This is a genomic window from Paenibacillus wynnii (assembly GCF_000757885.1).
Taxonomy (GTDB): Bacteria; Bacillota; Bacilli; order Paenibacillales; family Paenibacillaceae; genus Paenibacillus_AQ; species Paenibacillus_AQ wynnii.
The window spans coordinates 1,324,824-1,347,706 of the sequence record NZ_JQCR01000003.1 but is presented as its reverse complement, the minus strand read 5'-3'; the positions used below and the strand labels follow the sequence as shown (position 1 = coordinate 1,347,706).

Annotated in this window: 19 protein-coding genes; all 19 read left to right on the top strand. The window is 47.5% G+C overall.

All coding sequences use genetic code 11. The annotated features are described in order from the left end of the window. Positions 1–29: 29 nt before the first annotated feature. The 19 genes from PWYN_RS21555 (at position 30) to glnA (ending at position 22,850) form a co-directional block, all read left to right on the top strand. Positions 30–812 carry an ABC transporter ATP-binding protein gene (locus PWYN_RS21555; protein ID WP_036656124.1) on the top strand — a complete coding sequence of 261 codons (783 nt, stop codon included), beginning with the start codon at positions 30–32 and terminating at the stop codon, positions 810–812. Then, positions 805–1,644: an ABC transporter permease gene (locus tag PWYN_RS21550; RefSeq protein ID WP_036656120.1), complete on the top strand. Its 840-nt coding sequence runs from the start codon at positions 805–807 to the stop codon at positions 1,642–1,644. Before PWYN_RS21555 ends, PWYN_RS21550 begins: the two co-directional genes overlap by 8 nt. Positions 1,645–1,735: 91 nt before the next feature. After that, positions 1,736–2,728 (top strand): aromatic acid exporter family protein, encoded by a 993-nt coding sequence (locus PWYN_RS21545; RefSeq protein ID WP_036656117.1) that lies wholly within the window; start codon positions 1,736–1,738, stop codon positions 2,726–2,728. A 21-nt stretch (positions 2,729–2,749) separates the two neighbouring features. Beyond that, positions 2,750–3,766, top strand: coding sequence for an HD-GYP domain-containing protein (locus tag PWYN_RS21540; RefSeq protein WP_036656113.1), 1,017 nt, complete (start codon positions 2,750–2,752; stop codon positions 3,764–3,766). Positions 3,767–3,869: 103 nt separating this feature from the next. Then, positions 3,870–4,427, top strand: coding sequence for an outer spore coat protein CotE (locus PWYN_RS21535; RefSeq protein WP_036656110.1), 558 nt, complete (start codon positions 3,870–3,872; stop codon positions 4,425–4,427). Between the two features lie 226 nt (positions 4,428–4,653). Continuing rightward, positions 4,654–5,970, top strand: a complete 1,317-nt coding sequence (locus PWYN_RS21530; protein WP_052088260.1) for a putative amidoligase domain-containing protein — start codon at positions 4,654–4,656, stop codon at positions 5,968–5,970. 144 nt (positions 5,971–6,114) lie between these two features. After that, complete coding sequence (gene mutS / locus PWYN_RS21525) at positions 6,115–8,970, top strand: DNA mismatch repair protein MutS (RefSeq protein ID WP_036656107.1); 2,856 nt, start codon at positions 6,115–6,117, stop codon at positions 8,968–8,970. Between the two features lie 160 nt (positions 8,971–9,130). Beyond that, on the top strand, positions 9,131–11,086 hold the full coding sequence (mutL, locus tag PWYN_RS21520; RefSeq protein ID WP_036656101.1) for a DNA mismatch repair endonuclease MutL: 1,956 nt from the start codon (positions 9,131–9,133) through the stop codon (positions 11,084–11,086). Between the two features lie 43 nt (positions 11,087–11,129). Beyond that, positions 11,130–11,909, top strand: a complete 780-nt coding sequence (locus PWYN_RS21515) for a class I SAM-dependent methyltransferase (RefSeq protein ID WP_036656099.1) — start codon at positions 11,130–11,132, stop codon at positions 11,907–11,909. Beyond that, complete coding sequence (miaA, locus tag PWYN_RS21510; RefSeq protein WP_036656096.1) at positions 11,899–12,879, top strand: tRNA (adenosine(37)-N6)-dimethylallyltransferase MiaA; 981 nt, start codon at positions 11,899–11,901, stop codon at positions 12,877–12,879. Before PWYN_RS21515 ends, miaA begins: the two co-directional genes overlap by 11 nt. A 19-nt stretch (positions 12,880–12,898) precedes the next feature. After that, positions 12,899–13,138, top strand: a complete 240-nt coding sequence (gene hfq / locus PWYN_RS21505) for an RNA chaperone Hfq (RefSeq protein ID WP_036656093.1) — start codon at positions 12,899–12,901, stop codon at positions 13,136–13,138. A 177-nt stretch (positions 13,139–13,315) separates the two neighbouring features. Further along, a complete protein-coding gene (locus tag PWYN_RS21500) occupies positions 13,316–15,883 on the top strand; it encodes a transglycosylase domain-containing protein (protein WP_052088258.1) in 2,568 nt (855 codons plus the stop codon). A gap of 123 nt (positions 15,884–16,006) precedes the next feature. Further along, complete coding sequence (locus PWYN_RS21495) at positions 16,007–16,561, top strand: ribonuclease FAU-1 family protein (protein ID WP_036656091.1); 555 nt, start codon at positions 16,007–16,009, stop codon at positions 16,559–16,561. Continuing rightward, complete coding sequence (locus PWYN_RS21490) at positions 16,558–17,229, top strand: YdcF family protein (RefSeq protein ID WP_036656088.1); 672 nt, start codon at positions 16,558–16,560, stop codon at positions 17,227–17,229. Before PWYN_RS21495 ends, PWYN_RS21490 begins: the two co-directional genes overlap by 4 nt. 81 nt (positions 17,230–17,310) lie before the next feature. After that, on the top strand, positions 17,311–18,276 hold the full coding sequence (locus tag PWYN_RS21485) for an AAA family ATPase (RefSeq protein ID WP_036656085.1): 966 nt from the start codon (positions 17,311–17,313) through the stop codon (positions 18,274–18,276). Positions 18,277–18,326: 50 nt separating this feature from the next. After that, complete coding sequence (gene hflX / locus PWYN_RS21480) at positions 18,327–19,649, top strand: GTPase HflX (protein WP_052088256.1); 1,323 nt, start codon at positions 18,327–18,329, stop codon at positions 19,647–19,649. Between the two features lie 97 nt (positions 19,650–19,746). Next, positions 19,747–21,000 carry a methionine gamma-lyase family protein gene (locus tag PWYN_RS21475; RefSeq protein ID WP_036656082.1) on the top strand — a complete coding sequence of 418 codons (1,254 nt, stop codon included), beginning with the start codon at positions 19,747–19,749 and terminating at the stop codon, positions 20,998–21,000. Positions 21,001–21,083: 83 nt separating this feature from the next. Then, positions 21,084–21,494: a MerR family transcriptional regulator gene (locus PWYN_RS21470; protein ID WP_036656080.1), complete on the top strand. Its 411-nt coding sequence runs from the start codon at positions 21,084–21,086 to the stop codon at positions 21,492–21,494. A gap of 27 nt (positions 21,495–21,521) precedes the next feature. Next, positions 21,522–22,850, top strand: coding sequence for a type I glutamate--ammonia ligase (gene glnA / locus PWYN_RS21465; protein ID WP_036656077.1), 1,329 nt, complete (start codon positions 21,522–21,524; stop codon positions 22,848–22,850). Positions 22,851–22,883: the final 33 nt, after the last annotated feature.

The window sequence follows — 22,883 nt, the reverse complement described above, 5'->3', positions numbered from 1 at the left end:
CTCGCAATGATGAGGGAGGAGGAGATGATATGCTTCCAGTTGTCCAATTGAAAGGTATAACTCACGCTTATCTTGGTGATCAGGAAGCTTCTCTGGCCCTGGAAGATCTGAATCTAAGTATTGGCCAAGGGGAATTCGTCAGCTTGGTTGGACCCAGCGGATGCGGGAAAACCACGTTGCTTTCTATTATAGCCGGGCTGCTACAACCTTCTCACGGGGAGGTCTTGCTTAACGGTCAAAGGGTAGAAGGCCCTACTCCTGAGGTAGGGTATATGCTGCAGCAGGATTATCTCTTTCCTTGGCGCAGCATCCTGGATAATGCAGTATTGGGACTTGAGTTGACCGGCAGATTTAATCAAGAAACAAGAGAGAAGACCTTGAGGCTACTGGAGGATATGGGGCTTGCAGGTAAGGGCAACCAGTATCCTTCTCAGCTATCAGGTGGGATGCGGCAGCGGGTCGCCTTGGTCAGAACATTAGCTACGGATCCCAGTTTACTGCTGCTCGATGAACCTTTTTCAGCATTGGATTATCAGATAAAGCTCCAGCTGGAGGATCTTGTATCCGAAACATTCCGGCACCGAGGCACCACTGCTATCCTGGTCACACATGATCTGTCGGAAGCGATCGCGGTAAGCAGCACCGTAATCTTACTGGAACGGAATCCGGGGAAGATTCGCAAGATATTCCCCATACCGTTGGGAATCCGCGAGGCTCCGCCTCTCTATGCACGCAACCAAAAGGGGTTTGTAGAGCTTTTTAATGAAATATGGAGGGAAATGGAGTTGGCAGGAGGGGAGACGAATGAATAAAAGGGGGCCATCCGAGACTTCAGCAGCTTCCCGTGCACAATGGCTGCAAGACATGCATGAAGATTACTCTCGGGGAATTAAGCAGCGAAAGAGAAACGTAATGGTTGTAAGATCCGTTATCATGCTGTTATTCTTTGCGGCTTGGGAAGTGGGTGCCAGATTAGGGTGGATTGATGAACTACTGTTCAGCTACCCTACAAAGGTATTCCAGCAGATATTAGGCGATATGGTCAGCGGCAGCTTGTGGCCCCATCTAGGCATGACTGTGGGTGAGACTGCTGTAGGTTTCGTATTAGGAACATTGCTCGGCACGCTTCTAGCGGTGCTCATCTGGTGGTCTCCTTTTTTATCAGCGGTGCTTGATCCTTATATGGTTGTCTTCAACAGTATGCCGAAGGTGGCGCTTGGGCCGATATTTATTGTAATGTTTGGGGCAGGATTTACGGCGATTGTCGTGACCACTTTATCCATCACTGTCATTGTTACTACGTTGGTAGTGTATAACAGCTTTTGCGGTGTGGATCCCAATCTGGTTAAGGTCGTTAAGTCTTTTGGGGCATCACGGGTTCAGGTGTTTACCAAGGTAATCCTGCCGGCTTCTTTTCCAACGGTTGTCTCCACGCTAAAAGTGAATGTAGGTATGTCTTGGGTGGGTGTAATTGTCGGAGAATTTCTGGTAGCCAAGTCGGGCTTGGGGTATCTGATTATTTACGGGTTTCAGGTGTTTAATTTTACTTTGGTGATGTCGAGTCTGCTCATTATTGCCGCTGTGGCTACAGCGATGTATCAGTTGGTTGTATATGTAGAAAGACTTCTGCTGTCGCATAGGTAAAAAAGATGTCGTATTGTGCCTGTTAAGAAAATCAAGTACCATGATTATACTGTATAAATATGATGGAATTGTTTTAAGGAGAGGTAATGGAATGGGTTTTCGCATTATTAAAACAGCGGCTGCAACGTTAATGTCCATATTGATTGCGGCTGCTGTAGGTATACCCAATGCGCAGAGCGCTGGGCTTTTAGCTATTTTGGGTGTGGAAGTCACCCGTAAAAGGAGTCTCCGGACGATAACTGCTCGGTTTTTAGCCTCGGTTGTGGGTCTCCTTTTCGGGTGCATTCTATTCTGGCTTTTGGGGTTCCACTATTGGGTGCTTGGGGTGTTTGTACTGTTCGGGTTTCCGCTTATTGTCCGATCCGGCTTCAAAGAAGGAATTGTCACAAGCTCGGTTATCGTCTTTCGCGTATTTGGACAAGCTGAGATCTCCCTACATGTACTGCTGCAGCAGGTGGAGCTATTAATTATCGGACTTGGTTCTGCCGGTTTGATTAATTTGATCTACATGCCAAAGACCGAAGGTACAATGTATCGGATTCGCAAAGAGGTAGATGGAGCGTTTTCCGTTATATTCAGTCAGATGGCTCGTACACTTCATGATCCTCATTATGTATGGGATGGTAAAGAGTTGATTACTGCAAATGGGGCTGTACAGCAGGGGTTGAGGGCAGCGGAAAGAGAAATGGAGAATCACGTCATCCATCCCGATGAAGCGTGGAATGTATATTTTTATATGCGAAAAGAGCAGTTGGAATCCATCCAGGTTATGATGCAGCTGTTATCCCAGGTATATCAATGTTTTCCGCACGGGGAAATGGTGGCCGATCTATTCGACCAGCTTAGCGGGGATGTATTGGCAGAGGAATATACAGGGCGGACAGAACATCTGCTGGAGGCGCTTGAAAAAGAGTTTCAAAAGATGGAACTGCCTTCCTCCCGTGAGGAGTTTGAGGTTAGATCTGCTATTCTGCAGCTGTGCCGAGAGCTGGAACTCTATCTGAAAATCGCGAAGCGTTATAAAATGCCCGTCGCGAACAAGACTGCGAATCGAGGCTGGGTTAAGAGAAAAGGTTCCTTATAAAGTGACAGTAGGTGAGAAGGTATGGGAAATAGCAATAAGACGTATATCGGCAAACAGCTTGGATTGGATCTATTCAATGACAAGGGAGTATTTGTTTTACCTGCTATGACCCTGTTAAATACAGAGCATATCCGCTTGCTTGATCAGCATCATATCTTTTTGGACAACCATGATATTATCGAAATAGAAAGCGAAGCCTTCTTTCATATCGCTGTGGATGACTGTACGACTGCCATGGAAATGATCTTTGACCAGATTAAATTTACTAAAAAAGTGCCTATTAATGAACTTCGGTCAGAGGTCATACCTTTTATTAATAAGGTCTCGGAAAAAAATGATTTTTACGGAATGTTATCAGCGCTCCAATCCAAAGATGATTATACATACAGGCACAATATCGCGGTTGGCATCTTATCTACACTTCTCGGTAAATGGCTCAAAATGGATCCCGAAGAGCTGGGTATGCTGACTATTGCCGCAACGCTGCATGATATCGGAAAGATCATGATTCCGGCTGAAATTTTGACCAAACCCGGTCCGTTGTCGGATGAAGAATTCGAATTAATGAAGAGACATACAACTATAGGCTATGAATTAATCAGGGACACGGTGGGGACAGACCATATGCAGGCGCTGGTAGCCCTTCAGCATCATGAAAGAATGGATGGAAGCGGGTATCCGTTTGGGGTACTTGGACATCGAATTACGGACTATAGCAAAATTGTAGCTGTCGCAGATGTGTTCCATGCAATGACCTCAGACCGTTTATATCGTAAAGCATCACCGCTGTATGAGGTACTTAAGCAGATGGGAGATAGTGCCTTCGGCAAGCTTGATCCTTATATTTGCCGAGTCTTTATGGACAAGCTGATGCAGTCGATGATAGGCAATGAGGTAGAACTGACAGACGGCAGGATCGGCCGAATCATCATGATTCTTCCGCATGATCCTATTCGCCCGCTTGTAAATATCGCAGATGATTTTATTGATTTAAGTAAAGAGAGAAAGCTCGGAATCATAAAAGTATTCCCGAAATAGACCTCCGAAGGCTTACCCAAATTTTTTTATACTCTAACAATCAACAAACGCCCATGTCCTGCATACACTTGATAGTGAATGATTGTATGGAGGAGGTTTAAAGATGTCATTGAACCATAAACGTCAAACAAGGGAGATCATTACGAAGGCGATTTGCGGCAAAGGTCGTAAGTTCTCTACCGCAACCCATACCGTAACTCCGCCGCATCATCCGACTAGTATCTTGGGGGCTTGGATTATCAACCACCAATACGAAGCGGTAGCTGCCGGAAGCGGAATCGAAGTCATCGGTACTTATGATGTGAACATCTGGTACTCGTACGACAAAAACAAGCAGACCGAAGTAGCGAAAGAAACGGTCTCCTATGTTGAGCTTATTCCACTCTCGTATTTGGATCCTAGACACCGTGCTTCCACGGTAGAGGTTTCTGCGGATGCAACGCAGGAGCCGAACTGTGTGGAAGCAGGCGTATCTCCCGGCGGAGGAAGTGTTACCCTCCGGGTAGAGCGGGAATTCGAGGCGGAGCTGGTGGCTGAGACCAAGGTCCGCGTGTACGTCAGCGATCAAAGCGATGATCCGGAGGATAAGGACTACGACTTTGACGGTGAGAGCTTCGATTATGAGGATTTGGACCCTGATGCGCTGGATGATGAGCTGTAAGGAAGGTACGCCGCTGGTAACTGATCCTCAATGGGTATGAAACCATTATATGATCAGGGGGCAGCGGCGTAGAGGGCGGATGCCCTCCTTTTTTAAATTTATTTTAGGTCTTGCGTGTATAGGATTTTGATGATCTGCAGGAAACGGTGCCGTCCAATAGGATGGAAAACCGTTTTTTGCTTTCTAAATCTTTATAAGAATAGCGGCGGTCTGGAGGTGGGCGGAAATGAATGAAGGATACCACGTGTTTGATGCTTTGTCGCTGGAGCAAAGACAACAGCGGCTGCTTCGCAGCGGGGTTGAGGCTGCATTAACTCAGCAGAGCAAGCTGATGTTAAGGGATGGTATGGAAGGTGATATCGGATTATCCGCATTGGTTCCTGCAAATGTTATCTCTACGAATGCAAGGCATAGGTTGCGTTATAAAGTATACATATACAATCTGACGGTACTTAGGATCCTTCCGTTTCGGACTGGAGCAGGAATGAAGGGGCTAACTTTCACACCCGGTTCAGACGAGTCTGTTGAACCTCCCGAACGCCGCGGGTTGAACAAGCTGCTCGAGGGTGTGGCTGTCCGTGCTTTGTACAGCGTGGGTCTCGACAGCGGTGAGGTTCTGCTGCTCTCCAAGGGGGACCGCAGGTATGTGGTGGAGGAGATTACTCCGCTTAAGGAGCAATCGGGTGAACCCTTGCCTGAGCCCTACCGCACAGCGGAGCAGACTTTAGAACGGATTCTGGCCCTCGAGCTCCCCGGACGGCCGGGGATGATGATGGGCATGGATCCGGAGTTCCTGCTCCAGCGGGGCGCTGCCGGCCGAGTCGTGCCGGCGTCCCTGTACTTGCCGACGGACGGCGTCGCTGGCTGCGACGCCGGACCTCCGGGAACGCGTGGCACGTTCCCGGTCGCGGAGCTGCGCCCCCGGCCGCGCGGTTCCCCGCGCGCGCTGCTGGCGCAGCTGATGTCCGCCGCAGCCACGGCGGACCGGCTCATCGCCGACCGCTCGCTGGCTTGGCGGGCGGGAGGCATGCCGCTGCGGGGCTGGGCCCTCGGCGGCCACCTGCACTTTAGCGGCGTGACGCTGACGGCGCCGCTGCTGCGCGCGCTCGACAACTACCTCGCGCTGCCCCTACTGCTGCTGGAGGACGCCCGGGCAGCTTCCCGGCGTCCGCGTTACGGCGTGCTCGGCGATTTCCGGTACCAGCCGCATGGCGGCTTCGAGTACCGGACCCTGCCGAGCTTCCTGGTGTCTCCGGTCGTCGCCAAGGGGGCAGTCTATCTAGCTCACCTAATCGTGAGCCGGTATGAAGACCTGCCCCTCCGTCCGCTCGACAGGGAAGACCTGCATGCCGCCTACTATCGCGGCGACAAACCCCCGCTCCGCGCGGCCTTCGCTCCGCTCAAAGGCCAACTGCGAGCCTTAGGCGGCTATGAACTCGCCGCCCGCTACATAGAACCTCTTTTCCGCTATATCGACGAAGGTAAAACATGGAACGAAGCCCGTGACATCCGCGGACTCTGGTGTGCCAAAGAAGCGCCGTGAACAGGCGCTTCTTTGTATTTTTGTCCGCAGTTTCCATTTCGAACTCTAGCGAATACAACGATTATCCAATGCTCGGGGATAACCTTGAACGTCTACTTTCTGCTATAATGGACGATAGCAATGAAATAGGCATGGAGGTTGACCATGGCACAATATACGCCGATGATACAGCAATATTTACGAGTAAAGGAAGGGGCCAAGGATGCCTTTCTCTTTTTCCGTTTGGGAGATTTCTATGAAATGTTCTTTGAAGATGCGATATTGGCCTCCAAAGAGCTTGAAATTACATTGACCGGCCGCGAAGGCGGAACTGAGGACAAGATCCCTATGTGCGGAGTTCCGCATCATGCTGCCGAGGGATATATTCAGCGACTGATTGAAAAAGGATACAAGGTAGCCATCTGTGAGCAACTTGAAGATGCCGCGACGACCAAAGGAATGGTACGGCGGGACATCGTACGTGTGGTTACTCCAGGCACAGTGATGGACGGCAAGATTCTTTCGGAGAAATCCAATAATTATCTGGTATGTGTTACTGAAACTGATGGCATGATGGCGCTGACAGCCTGCGATTTAACCACAGGTGAGCTATATGTAACATCAGTACTCTCGGGGGCGGAATGGCTCCGCGATGAGATTGGCATTTATGAGCCTGCAGAGATTATCGGGGATGCAGCTTTATTGGACAGTATTCGCGGTGAAGCTCTATTTGGAGCAAAGCCCGTTGTATATACACCTTGGGAGAAACGGGATGAGGAGTCTGCACGGCGGCAATTTGGAGAAGCGGCTTGGGTACGGCTAGAGAAAGAGCGGGGCCAATGCTTAGCGCTTTTAATCTCCTATTTGGGTGAAACGCAGCGCCGATCACTGGGACAATTAAGCCAGATTTCTCCTTATGAGCCGGGGAACTATATGATTCTCGATCCGTTTACCCGCCGCAATTTAGAGCTTACTGAAACCGTTCGTGAGCGTTCCAAAAAAGGTTCACTGCTCTGGCTGCTGGATCGCACAGAAACCTCAATGGGAGCACGTCTGCTCCGCCGGAGAATCGATAAGCCTTTGCTGCAACGTTCTCCTATTGAACGGCGGCTGGAAGCTGTCGACTATTTATATAACCAATTTATCGTTCGTGAAGATCTTCGGCTCGCACTGAAGGAAATTTATGATCTGGAACGACTAACCGGACGTATTGCCTTCGGCAGTGCTAATGGTCGGGATATGAATGCCCTGAAGCTGTCTCTGGCCCAGATTCCAACCTTGAAAGAGATGTGTATGGGCTCGGGTTCAGCTACGTTGAAAGAGATTGGTTCATCCATGGATGAATGTGCCGAGCTGCGTGAGGATATTGAGCGGGCTATCGTTGAAGAAGCTCCAGTTTCTATACGGGATGGCGGGATCATTCGGGCAGGCTACCATGCACGATTGGACGAGCTGAGAGAAGCGAGCAGTAACGGAAAACGCTGGATTGCCGAGCTTGAGGCGAAGGAACGTCTGGCAACCGGCATCAAGTCCCTCAAAATCGGCTACAACAAAATCTTCGGATATTATATAGAAATAACCCGTTCTCATCTCGCCTCTTTACCGGAAGGCAGGTATGAACGCAAGCAGACATTGGCGAATGCGGAGCGGTTTGTTACCCCTGAGCTGAAGGAGAAGGAAGCTCTAATTCTGGAAGCGCAGGATAAAATGACGGACTTGGAATATTCGCTTTTTACAGAGCTAAGAGATCGTTTGAGCGCTCAAATTCCACGCTTACAGAATTTAGCCGAAAAGGTAGCTGAAATCGATGTTTACCAATGCCTCGCAGCTGTAAGTGCCGAGTATCGATTTGTGAAACCTAAGCTGTCGGACGGTTACGATTTGGCCATTGAAAACGGACGCCATCCCGTTGTTGAGGCCGTTCTTAAGGACTCCGCCTTTATCGCGAATGGAAGTACCCTTAGTAAAGGCGAAGGGAACATTCTACTGATTACCGGTCCGAACATGGCTGGTAAAAGCACTTATATGCGTCAGGTTGCGCTAATTACCATCTTGGCGCAAATCGGTTGTTTTGTTCCTGCGGCAAGTGCGGAGATCCCGCTGATTGACCGGATTTTCACCCGTATCGGAGCAGCAGATGATCTCATTGGCGGACAAAGCACCTTCATGGTGGAGATGGCTGACATACAAGTCATGACCGAAAAAGCCACTCCGAGAAGCCTCATCATTATTGATGAGCTGGGGCGCGGTACCTCAACAAGCGAGGGAATGGCTATTGCTCAGGCAGTCATTGAATACGTTCATGATACGATTGCTTGCAAGGCGCTAGTTTCGACTCATTTCCATGAGTTGGCTCATTTGGAAGAAAGTTTAACTGGGTTGCGCAATTATTCGATGGCCGTACAAGAGAGCGGCGACAAGGTGAATTTCCTGCGTAAACTTGTACCCGGGGCCGCAGACAGCAGCTATGGTATCTACTGTGCCCGTCTGGCTGGGCTGCCTGAAGGGATTATTGATCGTGCTTACGGTCTACTGCAGGAAATCGAGCATGCATCTCCTGTGGGTGCTGGACCTCGAGTTTATACTGAAGGACAAGAGCGAAAGTCAGTGATGTCAGAAACATTCCCATCCGTTCCATACGGTCGATCCGTTCAGGAAGCTGCAGGCTCCTCAACAGGTCTGATAAACGAAGAAGTTAGTACGATAATAGAGTCCGCAGCAAAAGCGGCTTATGCAGAAGCAGCGGCAGCTTCGCATCCCTCACTTCCATCCACTATAGAGGATGAGGGACTCGGAGTGGTTCAACTCTCTATATTTGGAGAAGAGGAGCCGCGCAGAAACCGCAAAGGCGGTGCAATTACACCTGCTTCTACTGCTGCACACGAGTCCGCTGTTGTTCAAGAGAATCCATTCATGAAACAGATCATCGCCGCAGTAAAAGACGCAGATCTCATGAACATGACACCCCTACAGGCCATGGGTTTGCTGAATGACCTCAAGATGAAGGCAAGAGATTTATAAGGTTAATTGCTATTGTTAGTTTAATGCTATTGCTAGGTTAATTCCTAAGTACCTTTGATTTGCTCAAATTGCTTGTAATCGTGAATTTAATTGTAAAAGTGCACTTGATTCAGCGCCCGATTTATTCTATTTAATATTGTCAAACAGCGAGGTGAATGAAATGGCTAAAATTCATATATTGGACGAGCATATTGCCAACCAGATTGCAGCTGGTGAAGTGGTCGAGCGTCCAGCTTCGGTCGTAAAGGAATTGGTGGAGAACGCGATTGATGCTAAGAGTACTGTTATTGAGGTCTCTGTGGAGGAAGGTGGTCTACAGAGTATCCGTGTGAAGGATAATGGTTCGGGGATAGAGGCGGATGATTGCGAGACTGCTTTTTATCGACATGCCACAAGTAAAATCGCGAATGGACGCGATCTGTTCCTGATTACAAGCCTGGGCTTCCGCGGGGAGGCTTTACCCAGTATTGCCGCCGTATCCAAGGTCTCGCTGTTGACAGCTAGTGCGGATGATGGAAAGGGCAGGCTGATCAAGATTGAGGGCGGCAAGCTGATTTGTAATGAAGATGCTCCTTCCGGGCAAGGAACCGACTTTGAGGTACGGGAGTTATTCTTCAATACACCGGCAAGATTGAAATATATGAAAAGCGTTCAGACGGAGCTGGGGCATATTTCGGATGCCATGTACCGGATGGCGCTGGCACATCCAGACATCTCCTTCAGGTTCCAGCATAACGGCAACCAGCTCCTCCATACTTTGGGTAAAGGGGATTTGCTGCAGGTGATTGCCGCAGTATACGGAACTTCAGCAGCGAAGGCCATGTTGCCAATCACAGCCGAAGATCCCGACTACCGGATTTCCGGTTATATCAGCCGTCCCGATTGGACACGTTCAAATCGCAATGCAGTAACAACAATAGTAGGTGGGCGTTATATTCGAAGCAACGGATTGAACGCAGCGGTGATGCGTGCGTATCATACCTTATTGCCAATTAACCGCTATCCATTGCTTGTTATGAAGCTGGACATGCATCCTTCTCTAGTTGACGTTAACGTTCATCCAGCCAAACTGGAGGTCCGATTCAGCAAGGAAGTGGAATTGTACAAGTTCGTTGAAGAGGAGACCCGAAAGGTATTATTAGGTCAGACTCTAATTCCCCGACCAGGCAGAGAAACGATCGGCCCTAAGGGAAGCTCATCTTTTATACAGGAGCAATTCGCTTTTCAGAAGGGTTCAAAAGAGGCGTTGAAAGAGAGCCCAATAGAGCAGCTTGAACGTGCGAAATACACGGACTCAAACCTGAATAAAGGACTCATGACAGGGTCACCAGCTTTTTCACAACAGGAAAAACAAAGTGAAAGAGAACCCTTCAAATCAGAACCATATAAACCATCCCAAGCTGCTTCGCAAATTCGCGAAGCAGGGAAAAACAACAGCTATCGTGCTCCTCAGTCCACTTACAATGCGCGCGAAGTGGCTGCGGGAATTGAAGAACTGTTGGCACCTCCTGCCGGTGGAGGCACGGGACTTCCGGTATTCCCAGAACTGAATTATATCGGACAGCATCACGGGACCTATATTATCGCCCAGAATGAGGAAGGCTTATATTTAATAGATCAGCATGCCGCTCATGAACGAATTAATTATGAATTTTATTATGAGCAATTTGGACGGCCGGCAGATGCGTCTCAAGAGCTTTTATTGCCGATAACACTTGAGTTCACTCCATCTGAAAGCCGCCAACTTGGAGAACGTTTGCATTGGTTTGAGCAGGCCGGTGTGTACTTGGAGCATTTCGGGGGTCAGACGTTTCTTGTCCGTTCCTTGCCTTATTGGTTCCCTCAAGGAGAGGAGAAGGCGATTATCGAAGAAATGGCAGAGTGGGTGCTTAGTGAGAAAACCATCGATCTGGCCAAGCTTCGTGAAAAGTCATCTATACTATGCTCCTGTAAAGCATCCATTAAAGCAAATCACAAGCTCACAGAACAGGAAGTAGACAGTTTATTAACCCGATTGTCTGCTTGCAGGCAGCCCTATACTTGTCCGCATGGACGTCCGATTCTGATTTCTTTCTCTGCCTATGATCTGGAAAAATTATTCAAGCGGGTCATGTGATCAACGAAGCAAAAATGTATACGGCAACTAGTCAGGAGGCAACATGATTATATCTACGGGTAGTAACCCGATACCGGAAATTGTGGAACGTGCGCAGTCACTTGCGGATCGGTTAGAAGTTGAATATAAACCGCGCGGAACCCTTTCCTTAACCAAGCTGGTAGAACGTTATCAGGACCAGGAGGTGCTGGTTGTGCTGCAAGAAGCTGTGCGGCTTCTGCGGCCTGGAATGCCACCTATGCAATTTCACCCGAGTATGGGGTTTGTTCGGGCAAAACGGGTAATAAAAGGCGAACGTGACCCAATGCTAGATGCAGCCGGTATGGAGCCGGGAGATAGTGTGCTGGACTGCACGGCTGGCCTCGGAACGGATTCTCTTCTGTTTGCCGTTTATGGCGGTGAAGCCTCTGAGGTTACCGCTATCGAGAGTTCACTTCCGCTTTATGGACTCTTGTTGGAAGGGATGAGCCATTATATTACCGGGAATGAGAAAGTGAATGCTGCTTTTCGCCGGATCAACCTTGTACATAGTGATCATTTGGACTATTTGAGATCACAGCCGGACAACAGTGTGGACATTGTCTATTTTGATCCGATGTTCCGCCAGCCTTTAACGGATTCAGCGGCTATTTCTCCTTTACGTCAGTTTGCTAATGGTGCTGCTTTGTCCCCTGAGAGTGTGTCTGAAGCCGTGAGAATTGCCCGTAAAGCAGTGCTGTTGAAGGAAAAAAGTCTAAGCGGTGAATTTATAAGGCTGGGTTTTTCCGAGCTGCTGCGCAGTAATTCCAAAACTTCGTACGGGGTGATACAAATTGACAACTGAAGTAAAACCTAAGCTGCTGGTACTTTTGGGACCCACTGCTGTTGGTAAGACGAGACTGAGCTTAGAGCTTGCAGCCGCATACGATGCTGAGATTATCTCAGGTGATTCGATGCAGGTGTACCGTGAAATGGATATAGGAACAGCCAAAATCACTCCCGAGGAGATGCAAGGGATTCCGCATCATTTAATGGATATTCATGATCCGCAGGATTCCTACTCGGCGGCTGAATTTCAGGATCAGGCAACCAAAGCCATTGAAGATATCCGAGCAAGAGGGAAGCTCCCCTTTATTGTTGGAGGTACCGGACTTTATATTGAGTCCTTATGTTACGGATTCCGTTTCTCGGAAGCAGTGGCAGATGAGGCCTTTCGTAAGGAGCAGGACGAATACGCGGAGGAGCACGGAGCTCTTGCTTTACACGCCCGATTAGAAGCTGTTGACCCGATCAGTGCGGCCCGTCTGCACCCAAATGACCGCCGTAGAATCATACGTGCTCTAGAGATTCACCATCAGACAGATACGACACTTTCATCCTCTCATGCTGCCCAAAAGAAGGAGTCTCCGTACGAGCTGTGCATCATCGGTTTGACAATGGACCGGAAAATGCTATATAAACGTATTGAAGACCGAATTGATCAAATGCTGGAAGATGGACTTGTAGATGAAGTGAGAACTCTGCTTGAACGCGGCTACGGCAGGGGGCTTGTGTCCATGCAGGGACTGGGCTACAAGGAAATTGCGGCATACCTCGAGGGCGAAACTACCTATGAGGAGGCTGTGACACTTCTTAAACGCGATACTCGCCGATTCGCCAAAAGACAGCTGTCATGGTTTCGTCACATGAAGGAAATTGAGTGGATCGATGTTGGTGAAGAGCAAAACTTTTCTGGGAATTTTGAAAAAATACGTGATATAATAGCAGGAAAGTTTCTCTCAGGTCTTGAATATACTTCTGAACAATCTAATTGAACCATTGGGGGTACGGCATATGAACAAGTCCATTAACATCCAAGATACGTTCTTGAACCAACTGCGTAAAGAGAATATCCCTGCTACAGTATATTTAACCAACGGCTTCCAGATCCGGGGGATTATTAAAGCGTTCGATAATTTTACAATTGTTATTGATAGTGACGGACGCCAGCAAATGGTGTACAAGCATGCCATTTCAACATTTACTCCGCAACGCAGTGTATCTTTGATGCAGGACAGCGGGAATAACGAGTAATTGGCATTAACCATTTGGAGAGAAATCTTTTAACCTGGAAGATAAACATGCTTGAAGTGAAACCTTTTTGTTTATAATGCGTTTTATAGAATGAAAGAGAGCAACCTGAGAAGGTTGTTCTTTTCATTCAGGGGTAGACTATAAATTATTTTTTCCACAAGGGAGTCAGGAGGCACCATGTCTAGAGACGATATTACAAGACCAAACCGAAACAGAGACAGAGAGCAGCCCAAACCTAAAAAGAAAAAGAAAAAACTGCTAACTAAAAAACGTGTATTATGGACTTTATTTTTTGCCACAGCGCTGGCTATTTTTTGCGCCTTAGGCGGTTATCTGTTCATTATGCTAAACGGTGAGAAGCTCCTTAAGGAAAATGCAGGGAAGCTGACTGTTAACCCTACTACTAAAGTTTATGATCGGAATGCAAACCTCATTGGAGAGTTATCGCTGGAAAAAAGTGATCCGGTCGAACATGACAAAATCCCGGAACTGCTTATTAACGCTTTTGTAGCCACAGAGGACAAACGCTTTTTTGAACACAAAGGTGTCGATTTCTGGTCCATCGGGCGTGCCGCTGTTAAGGACATTGCAGCCCGTAGCATGGTTGAGGGTGGTAGTACGATCACTCAGCAGCTGGCTAAAAACATATTTTTGACGCGTGATAAAACTTTTTTCCGTAAAGCAACAGAAGTCTCTATTGCCGTAGCTTTAGAGAATGATAACACCAAAGACGAAATTATTACGATGTATTTGAATAGAATTAACTTTGGAGGCACGATTTATGGTATTAAGGCTGCCTCTGAACGTTATTTTGGCAAAAGCAATCTTGAAGATCTTGAAATTTGGCAAATGGCAACATTGGCTGCAATGCCGAAAGGCCCTTCCCGCTATAATCCACTTCGTAATCCCGAGCTTTCGAAGGAACGCCGTGGAATTGTGCTGACACTTATGCATGATCAGGGGTACATCACGGAACAAGAGATGATTAATGCCAAAGCTGTTGACTACACATATAAACCGCCTGCAAGCAAGCAGCGGTATCAAGCATTCATAGACTATGCTGTGGATGAGGCTGAAGAGAAGTTCGGACTCTCTGAGGATGACTTGAACATTGGTGGATACAAAATCTACACTACGATGGATAAACATGCTCAGCAAACGGTGGAGGATGCATTCGCCGATGCGGATAATTTTGAGGAAAGTGTAGATGATGAACTGGTCCAAGGATCCATGGTCATTATGAACCAAGAGAACGGCAGTATTATGGCTTTACTGGGCGGACGTAATTATGAGAAAAAAGGTTACAGCCGTGTATCGGCAAGCCGGCGTTCACCGGGATCGGCCTTCAAGCCCATCGTATCTTATGCTCCTGCGTTGGAGTCTGGAAAGTTCATGGTTGATTCACAGTTGAGTAATGAGAAACAATGTTTTGGCAAATATTGCCCGAATAACCTTCATGGATATTCCTCGACCATCAGTATGAGTGACGCACTGCAGAAATCAGAGAATATTCCTTCTGTGTGGCTGCTGAACGAAATTGGTGTGAAAACGGGATTTCTATTTGCTAAGAAAATGGGCATCTCCCTTGCAGATGAGGATAAGAATTTATCACTGGCACTTGGGGGGATGAGTAAAGGTACCAATACCTTAGAGATGGCTCAGGCATACAGCGCTTTTGCGAATGGCGGAGAATTGAGAGAGGCCTATGCCATTAAATCCATTGCCGATAGCGAAGACAAGACTGTTTTTAAAGCCGATACATCATCGGAACGAGTCATGTCGGAAACCACTGCCTATCAGATGACGCAAATGATGCAGAAGGTAGTAGAAAGCGGTACAGGTAAAAAAGCACGGATTAACCGACCAGTAGCTGGTAAGACAGGTACCACACAGAGTGGATATACTGGAATAAGCTCAAATAGGGATGTATGGTTTGTAGGTTATACTCCGGAATGGACAGCTGCGGTTTGGATGGGCTACGATGAGCCTGACAAAAAACATTTGCTTAAGAACAGCAGTCCGCTGGCTGCTGCATTCTGGGGTAAAGTCATGGAAGAAGCTCTGAAGGATTATCCGGTGAAGCCGTTCCCGGACTCAGGGAATCTTGATCTTCCTGAAGCTACCGAGGATCCAGCTACCAACCAGACGATCACAGATTTGTCAGCTGAATATGACCCTTCAACCATGACGGTAAATATGAGCTGGACGGGACTGCCTACTGAGGGTGTCGAGTATCGTATATATCGTAGAGAAACATCAGAAGCGGACTTTACTCCATTGTTAAGCTCACTGTCATCCAGTGCGGCTGATATAAGTGCGATGCCAGGCTTGATTTATGAGTACTATGTAACAGCTTATTATTCCGATAAAGGTATAGAGAGTGAGCCTTCTAATCTAGTGAACGTTTCTGTTCAAGATACCCCGCCTTCCGAAGAACCCATTCCTACTTTAGATCCAGTGCTTCCTACGGATTCACCAGGAAATGGAGCTAACAATGGTTCAAACCAAGGTGGAAACGGCAATGGAAACGGCAATGGAAACGGTAATGGGAATGGAAAAGATGAGGGTGGAGTCTCTCCGGGGGCGACAGCAACTCCTGCTCTTCCTACAGCGACTCCCGTGCCTACAGCCTCGCCAAGTGTAGATCCGGGCACCGGAGGAGGAACGGGTACCGAAGCTACGGCTAGTCCAAATCCTGAAGTCGGGTTTACGGAATCCTCCAAAGATAAACCTGAGAAAAAATAAAACCTCTGCCCTGATCACTCTAAGGATCCGTCTAGATCGGATATTAGAGGATCAGGGTTTCTTTTTGAGTGTAAACCCTAAATGTGGTAAGCTGAAGTCACCATACTGGAGAGGGTAATTTATATGAAACGTAAATTCGGAGACCGGGCCAACTGGCGCCGGATTACGCGCCGCCATTTTGCCTGCCGCTATGTGGAAAGCAGGGAATTCAATGGTTTCATCACGCTTTACACAATCTACGGGCTTAAAGAACCGTTGTGGAAGAGCTATGGCAGGCATACATACCGCATTGCAGACAAAGGGTATTCGTGGCTGCAGTATTTCCCTAAAGACAGTCATTATATTGTGACTGCTATGTTCGATGATAAGCAAAATATTATTCAGTGGTACATTGATACCTGTAAGGTACAGGGGGTCACAGATCAAGGCGTTCCTTGGTTTGATGATCTATACCTCGATGTGGTGGTGCTTTGGAACGGAGAGGTATTTCTGTTGGACGAGGATGAGCTGGACGAGGCGCTGGAGCATAGCGACATTACAGATAGCGAGTACAATCTTGCCTGGGCTACTGCTAACACCTTGTTACGGAGTATCGATGCCCATGCCTTTCCTTATTTCTCTCTTTCCTTGAAGCACCGGGCCGAATTGTTCCATAATGGAGATTTCAGGAGGAAATGAAAATGGAATGGCAGGGTGGTAGCGGATCTTCCCCGATCCGGATAATGTCCAGAAAACGAAGATTTAGATCCATGCGTGGGGTGAAAATTACATTCGTTGCTTTGCTGATTGTTGGACTTCTCTGGTGTGCATTCTCTTTTTGGAATATCAACCGGACAGTGACTACAACTCCCATGACAGGTGGTGATGTCGGTATCGTACTTGGCATGTCGATGTGGGGGGATGAGCCGAGTCCCGGTTTGAAGGAAAGGCTGGATTACGGCCTTAAGCTTTATAAAGAGGGTAAATTCCCTCGGTTTATCGTTACAGGCGGATTAGATAAACCGGATCTTAAGTATACTGAAGCTCAAGGAATGCGAAATTACCTCGTTCAGCAGGGAGTGCCGGAAGATCGCATTTATGTGGAGAACAAGGCCACCAGTACTTATGAAAACTTATTATTCAGTAAAGAAATTATGGCTCGTGAAGGTTGGTCCAGTGCTGTAATCATTACGCATACGTATCATGGACGGCGCTCGCAGGAGATTGCAGCTGAACTTGGCTATGCCAAAACGGAGCTAGGTTTGACTGATTCAAAAATTATGTCCATGGCTTGGCATAAATCCCGGGAGATACTGGCCTACACCAAATGGAAAGGTAAGCAGTTTACCTTGCAGTTTGGCAGTTAAAATCTCGAATCTGCTAATAACACCTCATCTATAAGAATAGACTGGAGTAGAGTAGTCAGCCTGTATAGATGAGGTGAATTCATGAATGGACACATAGCTGCGACAAGCGGGCGGGAGGAAAGCAGACCGTCAAGACAAATAAATATTGTATTGCGGAATCAAGAGCCTCCAATCGTGAGCAGTCCATCTGGAGATAATGAGACTGCACCGCCGAAGGGGCATAGTCACAGCGGGCTTTTCCAGGAAATTAGCCGTGAACTGGACGCCCTGGTAGGACTGGATAATATCAAGGAATTGGTCTTTGAAATTTACGCCTTGCTGCAGATTGCTCAAATGCGCAGTGAAGCGGGACTTGCCAGTGGAGGGCAGGCTTATCATATGGTTTTCAAAGGAAACCCAGGAACAGGGAAGACAACAGTTGCCCGCATTGTCGCTAAGCTGTTTCAGCGAATGGGAGTACTGTCCAAGGGGCATTTGATTGAGGTGGAACGAGCGGATCTTGTAGGGGAATACATTGGTCATACCGCACAGAAGACACGAGATCTTGTCAAGAAAGCGCTTGGTGGGATTCTTTTTATTGATGAAGCTTACAGTCTTGCGCGTGGCGGAGAAAAGGACTTTGGTAAAGAAGCAATAGATACTCTTGTTAAATCTATGGAAGATCATCGCAGTCAATTTGTACTCATACTGGCGGGTTACTCCGGAGAGATTGATTATTTTTTGATGAGTAATCCCGGGCTTCCTTCACGCTTTCCGATCCAGGTTGAATTTCCCGATTACACGATCGATCAGCTGCTGCAAATTGCCGAATTGATGGCTAAGGAACGAGATTATATTTTGATGCCTCAGGCTATACTCAAACTAAAGCAATACTTATTGCAGGAGAAAACGGAGAGTATCCATGCTTTCAGTAATGCCCGCTATGTGCGAAATTCAATTGAGAAGGCTGTTCGCAACCAGGCTGTGCGTATACTGACTCAGTTTGAGAACAGCAGTCCTGGTAAGCAAGAACTGATGTCGCTACGTACAGAGGATTTTAGGCTGTAAGTCATCACGGCTAGAATAACAATATTACCGTCATAAGGAGCATGTCATAAATGGCAATAACAACACATGATACAACTACAGATATACAGGATAGAGCAATACTGGTCAGTCTGGTTACAGATAAAATTAAGCGAACGGGGATCGATCCAGAGCTTTCTCTACAGGAACTGGTTCAATTGGCCGAAACAGCGGGTGTAGAGGTGCTGGATGTACTGCGCCAAAACAAAGAAACTCCGGATTCAAAATGGTTTATCGGCAAAGGTAAGGTTGAGGAGCTGCGAATGGCTGCTGACGGATTAGGAGCCACCACCGCAATATTTGATCAGGAGTTGTCTGGTGCCCAAGTACGGAATCTAGAGGAAACCCTTGATTTGAAAATCATCGACCGGACTCAGCTAATCCTGGACATCTTTGCAGGCCGTGCAAAGACCCGTGAGGGTATTATTCAGGTGGAGCTGGCCCAGTTGTCTTATTTGCTGCCCCGGCTTTCGGGACAGGGGAAGAACCTTTCGAGACTTGGCGGCGGTATAGGTACGAGAGGTCCTGGTGAGAGTAAGCTTGAAATGGATCGACGTCATATCCGTGACCGGATTACTGAACTGAAACGCCAGCTTGATGAGGTTATTAAGACCCGTGAATTGCATCGTGAGCGTCGCCGTAAGAGTGGGGCTATTCAAGTTGCTTTGGTTGGTTATACCAATGCTGGCAAGTCGACTCTCCTGAAGCAATTGACCGATGCGGATGTATATATCGAGAATCAGTTGTTCGCAACTCTGGACCCTACTTCACGCGTTCTTGCACTTCCTGGCGGTAAAGATGTAGTTCTTACGGATACTGTAGGTTTTATTCAGAATCTCCCGCATCATCTGGTAGCTGCTTTCCGCTCTACACTGGAGGAAGTTAATGAGGCGAATCTGGTGCTGCATGTGGTAGACTCCTCGTCACCGATGCGTGCGGAACAGATGGATGTTGTTCAATCCATCCTTCAGGATTTGGGAGCCGCTGGTAAACCGCAAATTACATTGTTTAATAAAATAGACCTTTGTCAGCCTGAAGAGAAGGAAATGCTGCCATCGGACACCCGCCACTTAAAGGTCAGCGCTTATAATCCGGAGGATTTAGAGCGGATTACGAATGTGATACAGGATGAACTCGCCGGTGATACGTTGATCTTTAGGATTCCGGGTGACCGTGGAGATCTTTCTTCACTGCTCTATAGAGTAGGAGAAGTATTAGAACAAACCTATGATGAGAACGATGTTCTCTACAATGTCCGTCTAAATAAAGAGGATTATGTGAAATGGGGATATATGCTTACTGATTTTGTGGATCAACCAGAGGTTGGTGTCATTAAGGACGAAACGCAGTTTTAGAAGGTAGGAAGAGTTTTTATAAGCTGCATAACTGACAGGGAGCTACCGTTCCCTGTCACTATTATGAGAAGTGGATGTTAGGAGAGATATTAAAGGCATGGCAGTATTTGCAGAAGATCTAATACAGGCAGCTGAGGCTGCGGAAATTGAAATTGAAAGTGCTGTAAATCAACTGAACCGAATTGTGGACCAGAATCAATGGAAAGTTATTGAAGCCTTTCAAAAACATCAGGTCAGTGACTTCCATTTTGCCGGCTCTACAGGTTATGCCTATAATGACCGTGGGCGCGAGGTGCTTGAGCTTGTGTATGCTGATGTTTTTGGGGCTGAGGCGGCTTTGGTGCGCCCTCATTTTGCTTCAGGCACGCATACCATCTCTACAGCCTTATTTGGTGTGCTGCGGCCCGGGGATGAGCTGCTCTATATTACTGGACGGCCTTATGATACCCTTCACAAAGTGGTGGGTAAGCCGGGGGACGGGACAGGCTCCCTCGCCGATTTCGGAATATCATACCGTGAGGTTGCTTTAACTGATGATGGCAAGGTGGACTGGGATGAAGTCTCCCTCGCTATTCATTCTAAAACCAAAGTGATAGGGATACAGCGCTCGCGCGGATACGACTGGCGCTCGTCTTTTACAGTCTCTGAAATTGGTGAAATGACGAACAAAGTGAAGGCTTTAAAAGCAGATGTTATCGTATTCGTAGACAATTGTTATGGTGAATTTACTGAGGAACTGGAACCGCCGCAGGTCGGCGCTGATCTGGTAGCCGGCTCGTTGATTAAGAATCCGGGAGGCGGAATTGCGGAGACTGGCGGTTATATCTGCGGTAAGAAGGAACTGGTAGAATTGGCTGCGTACCGCTTGACTGCTCCGGGTATTGGTGGGGAAGTAGGCGCTATGTTGGGTACCACTCGAGGGATTTACCAAGGACTTTTTATGGCTCCGCATACAGTAGGACAAGCTGTTAAAGGAAGCATATTTGCCGCATCCGTATTCGGGCGATGCGGATTCCGGACTAGGCCGGCTTGGAATGATTACCGGACGGATCTGATTCAGGCTGTGGCATTTGACGGCCCTGAGCATCTCATAGCATTCGTTCAGGGGATTCAACGAGCAGCTGCTGTCGATAGTCATGTTGTACCTGAGCCATGGGATATGCCCGGATATGAGCATCCTGTCATAATGGCGGCAGGTACATTTATACAAGGTGGAAGCTTGGAGTTATCTGCTGACGCGCCTATTCGTGCGCCTTATATTGGGTATATGCAAGGTGGATTGACCTACTCTCACGTTAAGTACGGGGTACTTATGGCGCTGCAAACTATGCGAGATCGTAATTTATTGTAAGAATATCTTACACACCATTGACACGCCAAATTAGGAAATGTACAATGAGATGAGAAAAAGATCATTGGAAGGTTGGATGAGTCATGGGTGATGAAATCCGCAGAAATATGGCATTATTTCCTATAGGTATCGTAATGAAGCTTACGGATTTATCTGCAAGACAAATCCGTTATTATGAGCAGCACAGCCTGATCGTACCTGCTCGTACTTCGGGGAACCAGCGTTTATTTTCATTTAATGATGTTGAACGTCTGCTAGAGATCAAAGCATTGATAGAGAAAGGTGTTAACATTGCCGGCATTAAGCAGGTAATGAACCCTGTCACCAAGGAATCTGAGGAAGCTACAGTGATTACCCCAGATACAGAGGTAAGGCGCAGAGAGTTGTCCGATTCCCAGCTTCACCGTTTATTGAAGCAGGAACTGGTCTCAGGTAAAAGACCGGGCCAAGTATCGCTAATTCAAGGAGAATTATCCCGGTTTTTTAATAAATAATATAAAGAGCGTAAGGGAGAGGGTAAAGTGAGCTTTTCTAAAGAGGATATTATAAGAATTGCCAAGGAAGAGAATGTCCGTTTTATTCGTCTGCAATTTACCGATCTGCTTGGAACAATTAAAAATGTGGAAATTCCTTACAGTCAACTCGAAAAGGCACTGGATAATAAGATGATGTTCGATGGATCTTCTATCGAAGGTTATGTTCGTATCGAAGAGTCTGATATGTATCTGTATCCAGATCTGAGCACATGGGTTATTTTCCCATGGGTAACGGATAGCCGTGTGGCACGTCTGATCTGTGACGTGTACATGCCGGATGGCACACCTTTTGCTGGAGACCCGCGCGGTATCCTCAAACGTTGTTTGAAGGAAGCAGAAGAAATGGGCTTTACTGCCATGAATGTTGGACCGGAACCTGAGTTTTTCTTGTTCAAAACGGACGAGAGAGGTAATCCTACAACTGAATTGAACGATCAAGGTGGATATTTTGATTTGGCGCCGATGGATCTTGGGGAAAACTGCCGTCGCGAAATCGTATTGACACTTGAGGAAATGGGATTTGAAGTTGAAGCATCCCATCATGAAGTGGCTTCTGGCCAGCATGAGATCGACTTCAAGTATGCTGACGCTATCAAAGCAGCTGATCAGATTCAAACTTTCAAGCTCGTTGTGAAGACGGTTGCCCGTCAACACGGCCTGCATGCAACTTTTATGCCTAAACCACTATTTGGTATGAACGGATCCGGTATGCACGCTCACCAATCCTTGTTCAAAGGCAGCGAGAACATGTTCTACGATGAAAGCGACAAGCTGGGACTCAGCAAAACCGCACGTTACTACATGGCTGGTATTTTGAAGCATGCACGTGCTTTTGCAGCGATTACCAATCCGACGGTGAACTCTTACAAACGTCTTGTACCTGGTTATGAAGCACCTTGCTATGTAGCTTGGTCAGCAAGTAACCGTAGTCCAATGATCCGTATCCCGGCATCTAGAGGCTTGAGTACTCGTGTTGAGGTTCGTAATCCGGACCCTGCAGCTAACCCTTACCTTGCGCTTGCTGTAATGTTGAAGGCTGGACTCGACGGTATCAAGCGTCAGCTTGAACTTCCTGCTCCAATTGACCGTAACATTTACATTATGTCTGAGGAAGAGCGTATTGAAGAAGGCATCCCTAGCTTGCCATCCGATTTGAAGGAAGCTCTAAGCGAATTGATCCGCAGTCAAGTAATTACTGATGCTCTCGGCGAACATGCCCTTGCTCATTTCTATGAGTTGAAAGAAATTGAATGGGATATCTACCGGACCCAAGTGCACGAGTGGGAACGTAATCAGTACATGACTCTTTACTAGAATCCAGAACCCTTGACGCGTTAAGCGTTGAGG

Bases quoted from the DNA above. Each gene is read 5' to 3' on its own strand.
- PWYN_RS21545 (WP_036656117.1), top strand. From the start codon at position 1,736: ATGGGTTTTCGCATTATTAAAACAGCGGCTGCAACGTTAATGTCCATA.
- PWYN_RS21555 (WP_036656124.1), top strand. From the start codon at position 30: ATGCTTCCAGTTGTCCAATTGAAAGGTATAACTCACGCTTATCTTGGT.
- PWYN_RS21515 (WP_036656099.1), top strand. From the start codon at position 11,130: ATGATTATATCTACGGGTAGTAACCCGATACCGGAAATTGTGGAACGT.
- PWYN_RS21485 (WP_036656085.1), top strand. From the start codon at position 17,311: ATGAATGGACACATAGCTGCGACAAGCGGGCGGGAGGAAAGCAGACCG.
- PWYN_RS21535 (WP_036656110.1), top strand. From the start codon at position 3,870: ATGTCATTGAACCATAAACGTCAAACAAGGGAGATCATTACGAAGGCG.
- hflX (WP_052088256.1), top strand. From the start codon at position 18,327: ATGGCAATAACAACACATGATACAACTACAGATATACAGGATAGAGCA.
- PWYN_RS21490 (WP_036656088.1), top strand. From the start codon at position 16,558: ATGAAAATGGAATGGCAGGGTGGTAGCGGATCTTCCCCGATCCGGATA.
- PWYN_RS21540 (WP_036656113.1), top strand. From the start codon at position 2,750: ATGGGAAATAGCAATAAGACGTATATCGGCAAACAGCTTGGATTGGAT.
- hfq (WP_036656093.1), top strand. From the start codon at position 12,899: ATGAACAAGTCCATTAACATCCAAGATACGTTCTTGAACCAACTGCGT.
- mutL (WP_036656101.1), top strand. From the start codon at position 9,131: ATGGCTAAAATTCATATATTGGACGAGCATATTGCCAACCAGATTGCA.
- PWYN_RS21495 (WP_036656091.1), top strand. From the start codon at position 16,007: ATGAAACGTAAATTCGGAGACCGGGCCAACTGGCGCCGGATTACGCGC.
- mutS (WP_036656107.1), top strand. From the start codon at position 6,115: ATGGCACAATATACGCCGATGATACAGCAATATTTACGAGTAAAGGAA.
- PWYN_RS21475 (WP_036656082.1), top strand. From the start codon at position 19,747: ATGGCAGTATTTGCAGAAGATCTAATACAGGCAGCTGAGGCTGCGGAA.
- PWYN_RS21500 (WP_052088258.1), top strand. From the start codon at position 13,316: ATGTCTAGAGACGATATTACAAGACCAAACCGAAACAGAGACAGAGAG.
- PWYN_RS21470 (WP_036656080.1), top strand. From the start codon at position 21,084: ATGGGTGATGAAATCCGCAGAAATATGGCATTATTTCCTATAGGTATC.
- PWYN_RS21550 (WP_036656120.1), top strand. From the start codon at position 805: ATGAATAAAAGGGGGCCATCCGAGACTTCAGCAGCTTCCCGTGCACAA.
- PWYN_RS21530 (WP_052088260.1), top strand. From the start codon at position 4,654: ATGAATGAAGGATACCACGTGTTTGATGCTTTGTCGCTGGAGCAAAGA.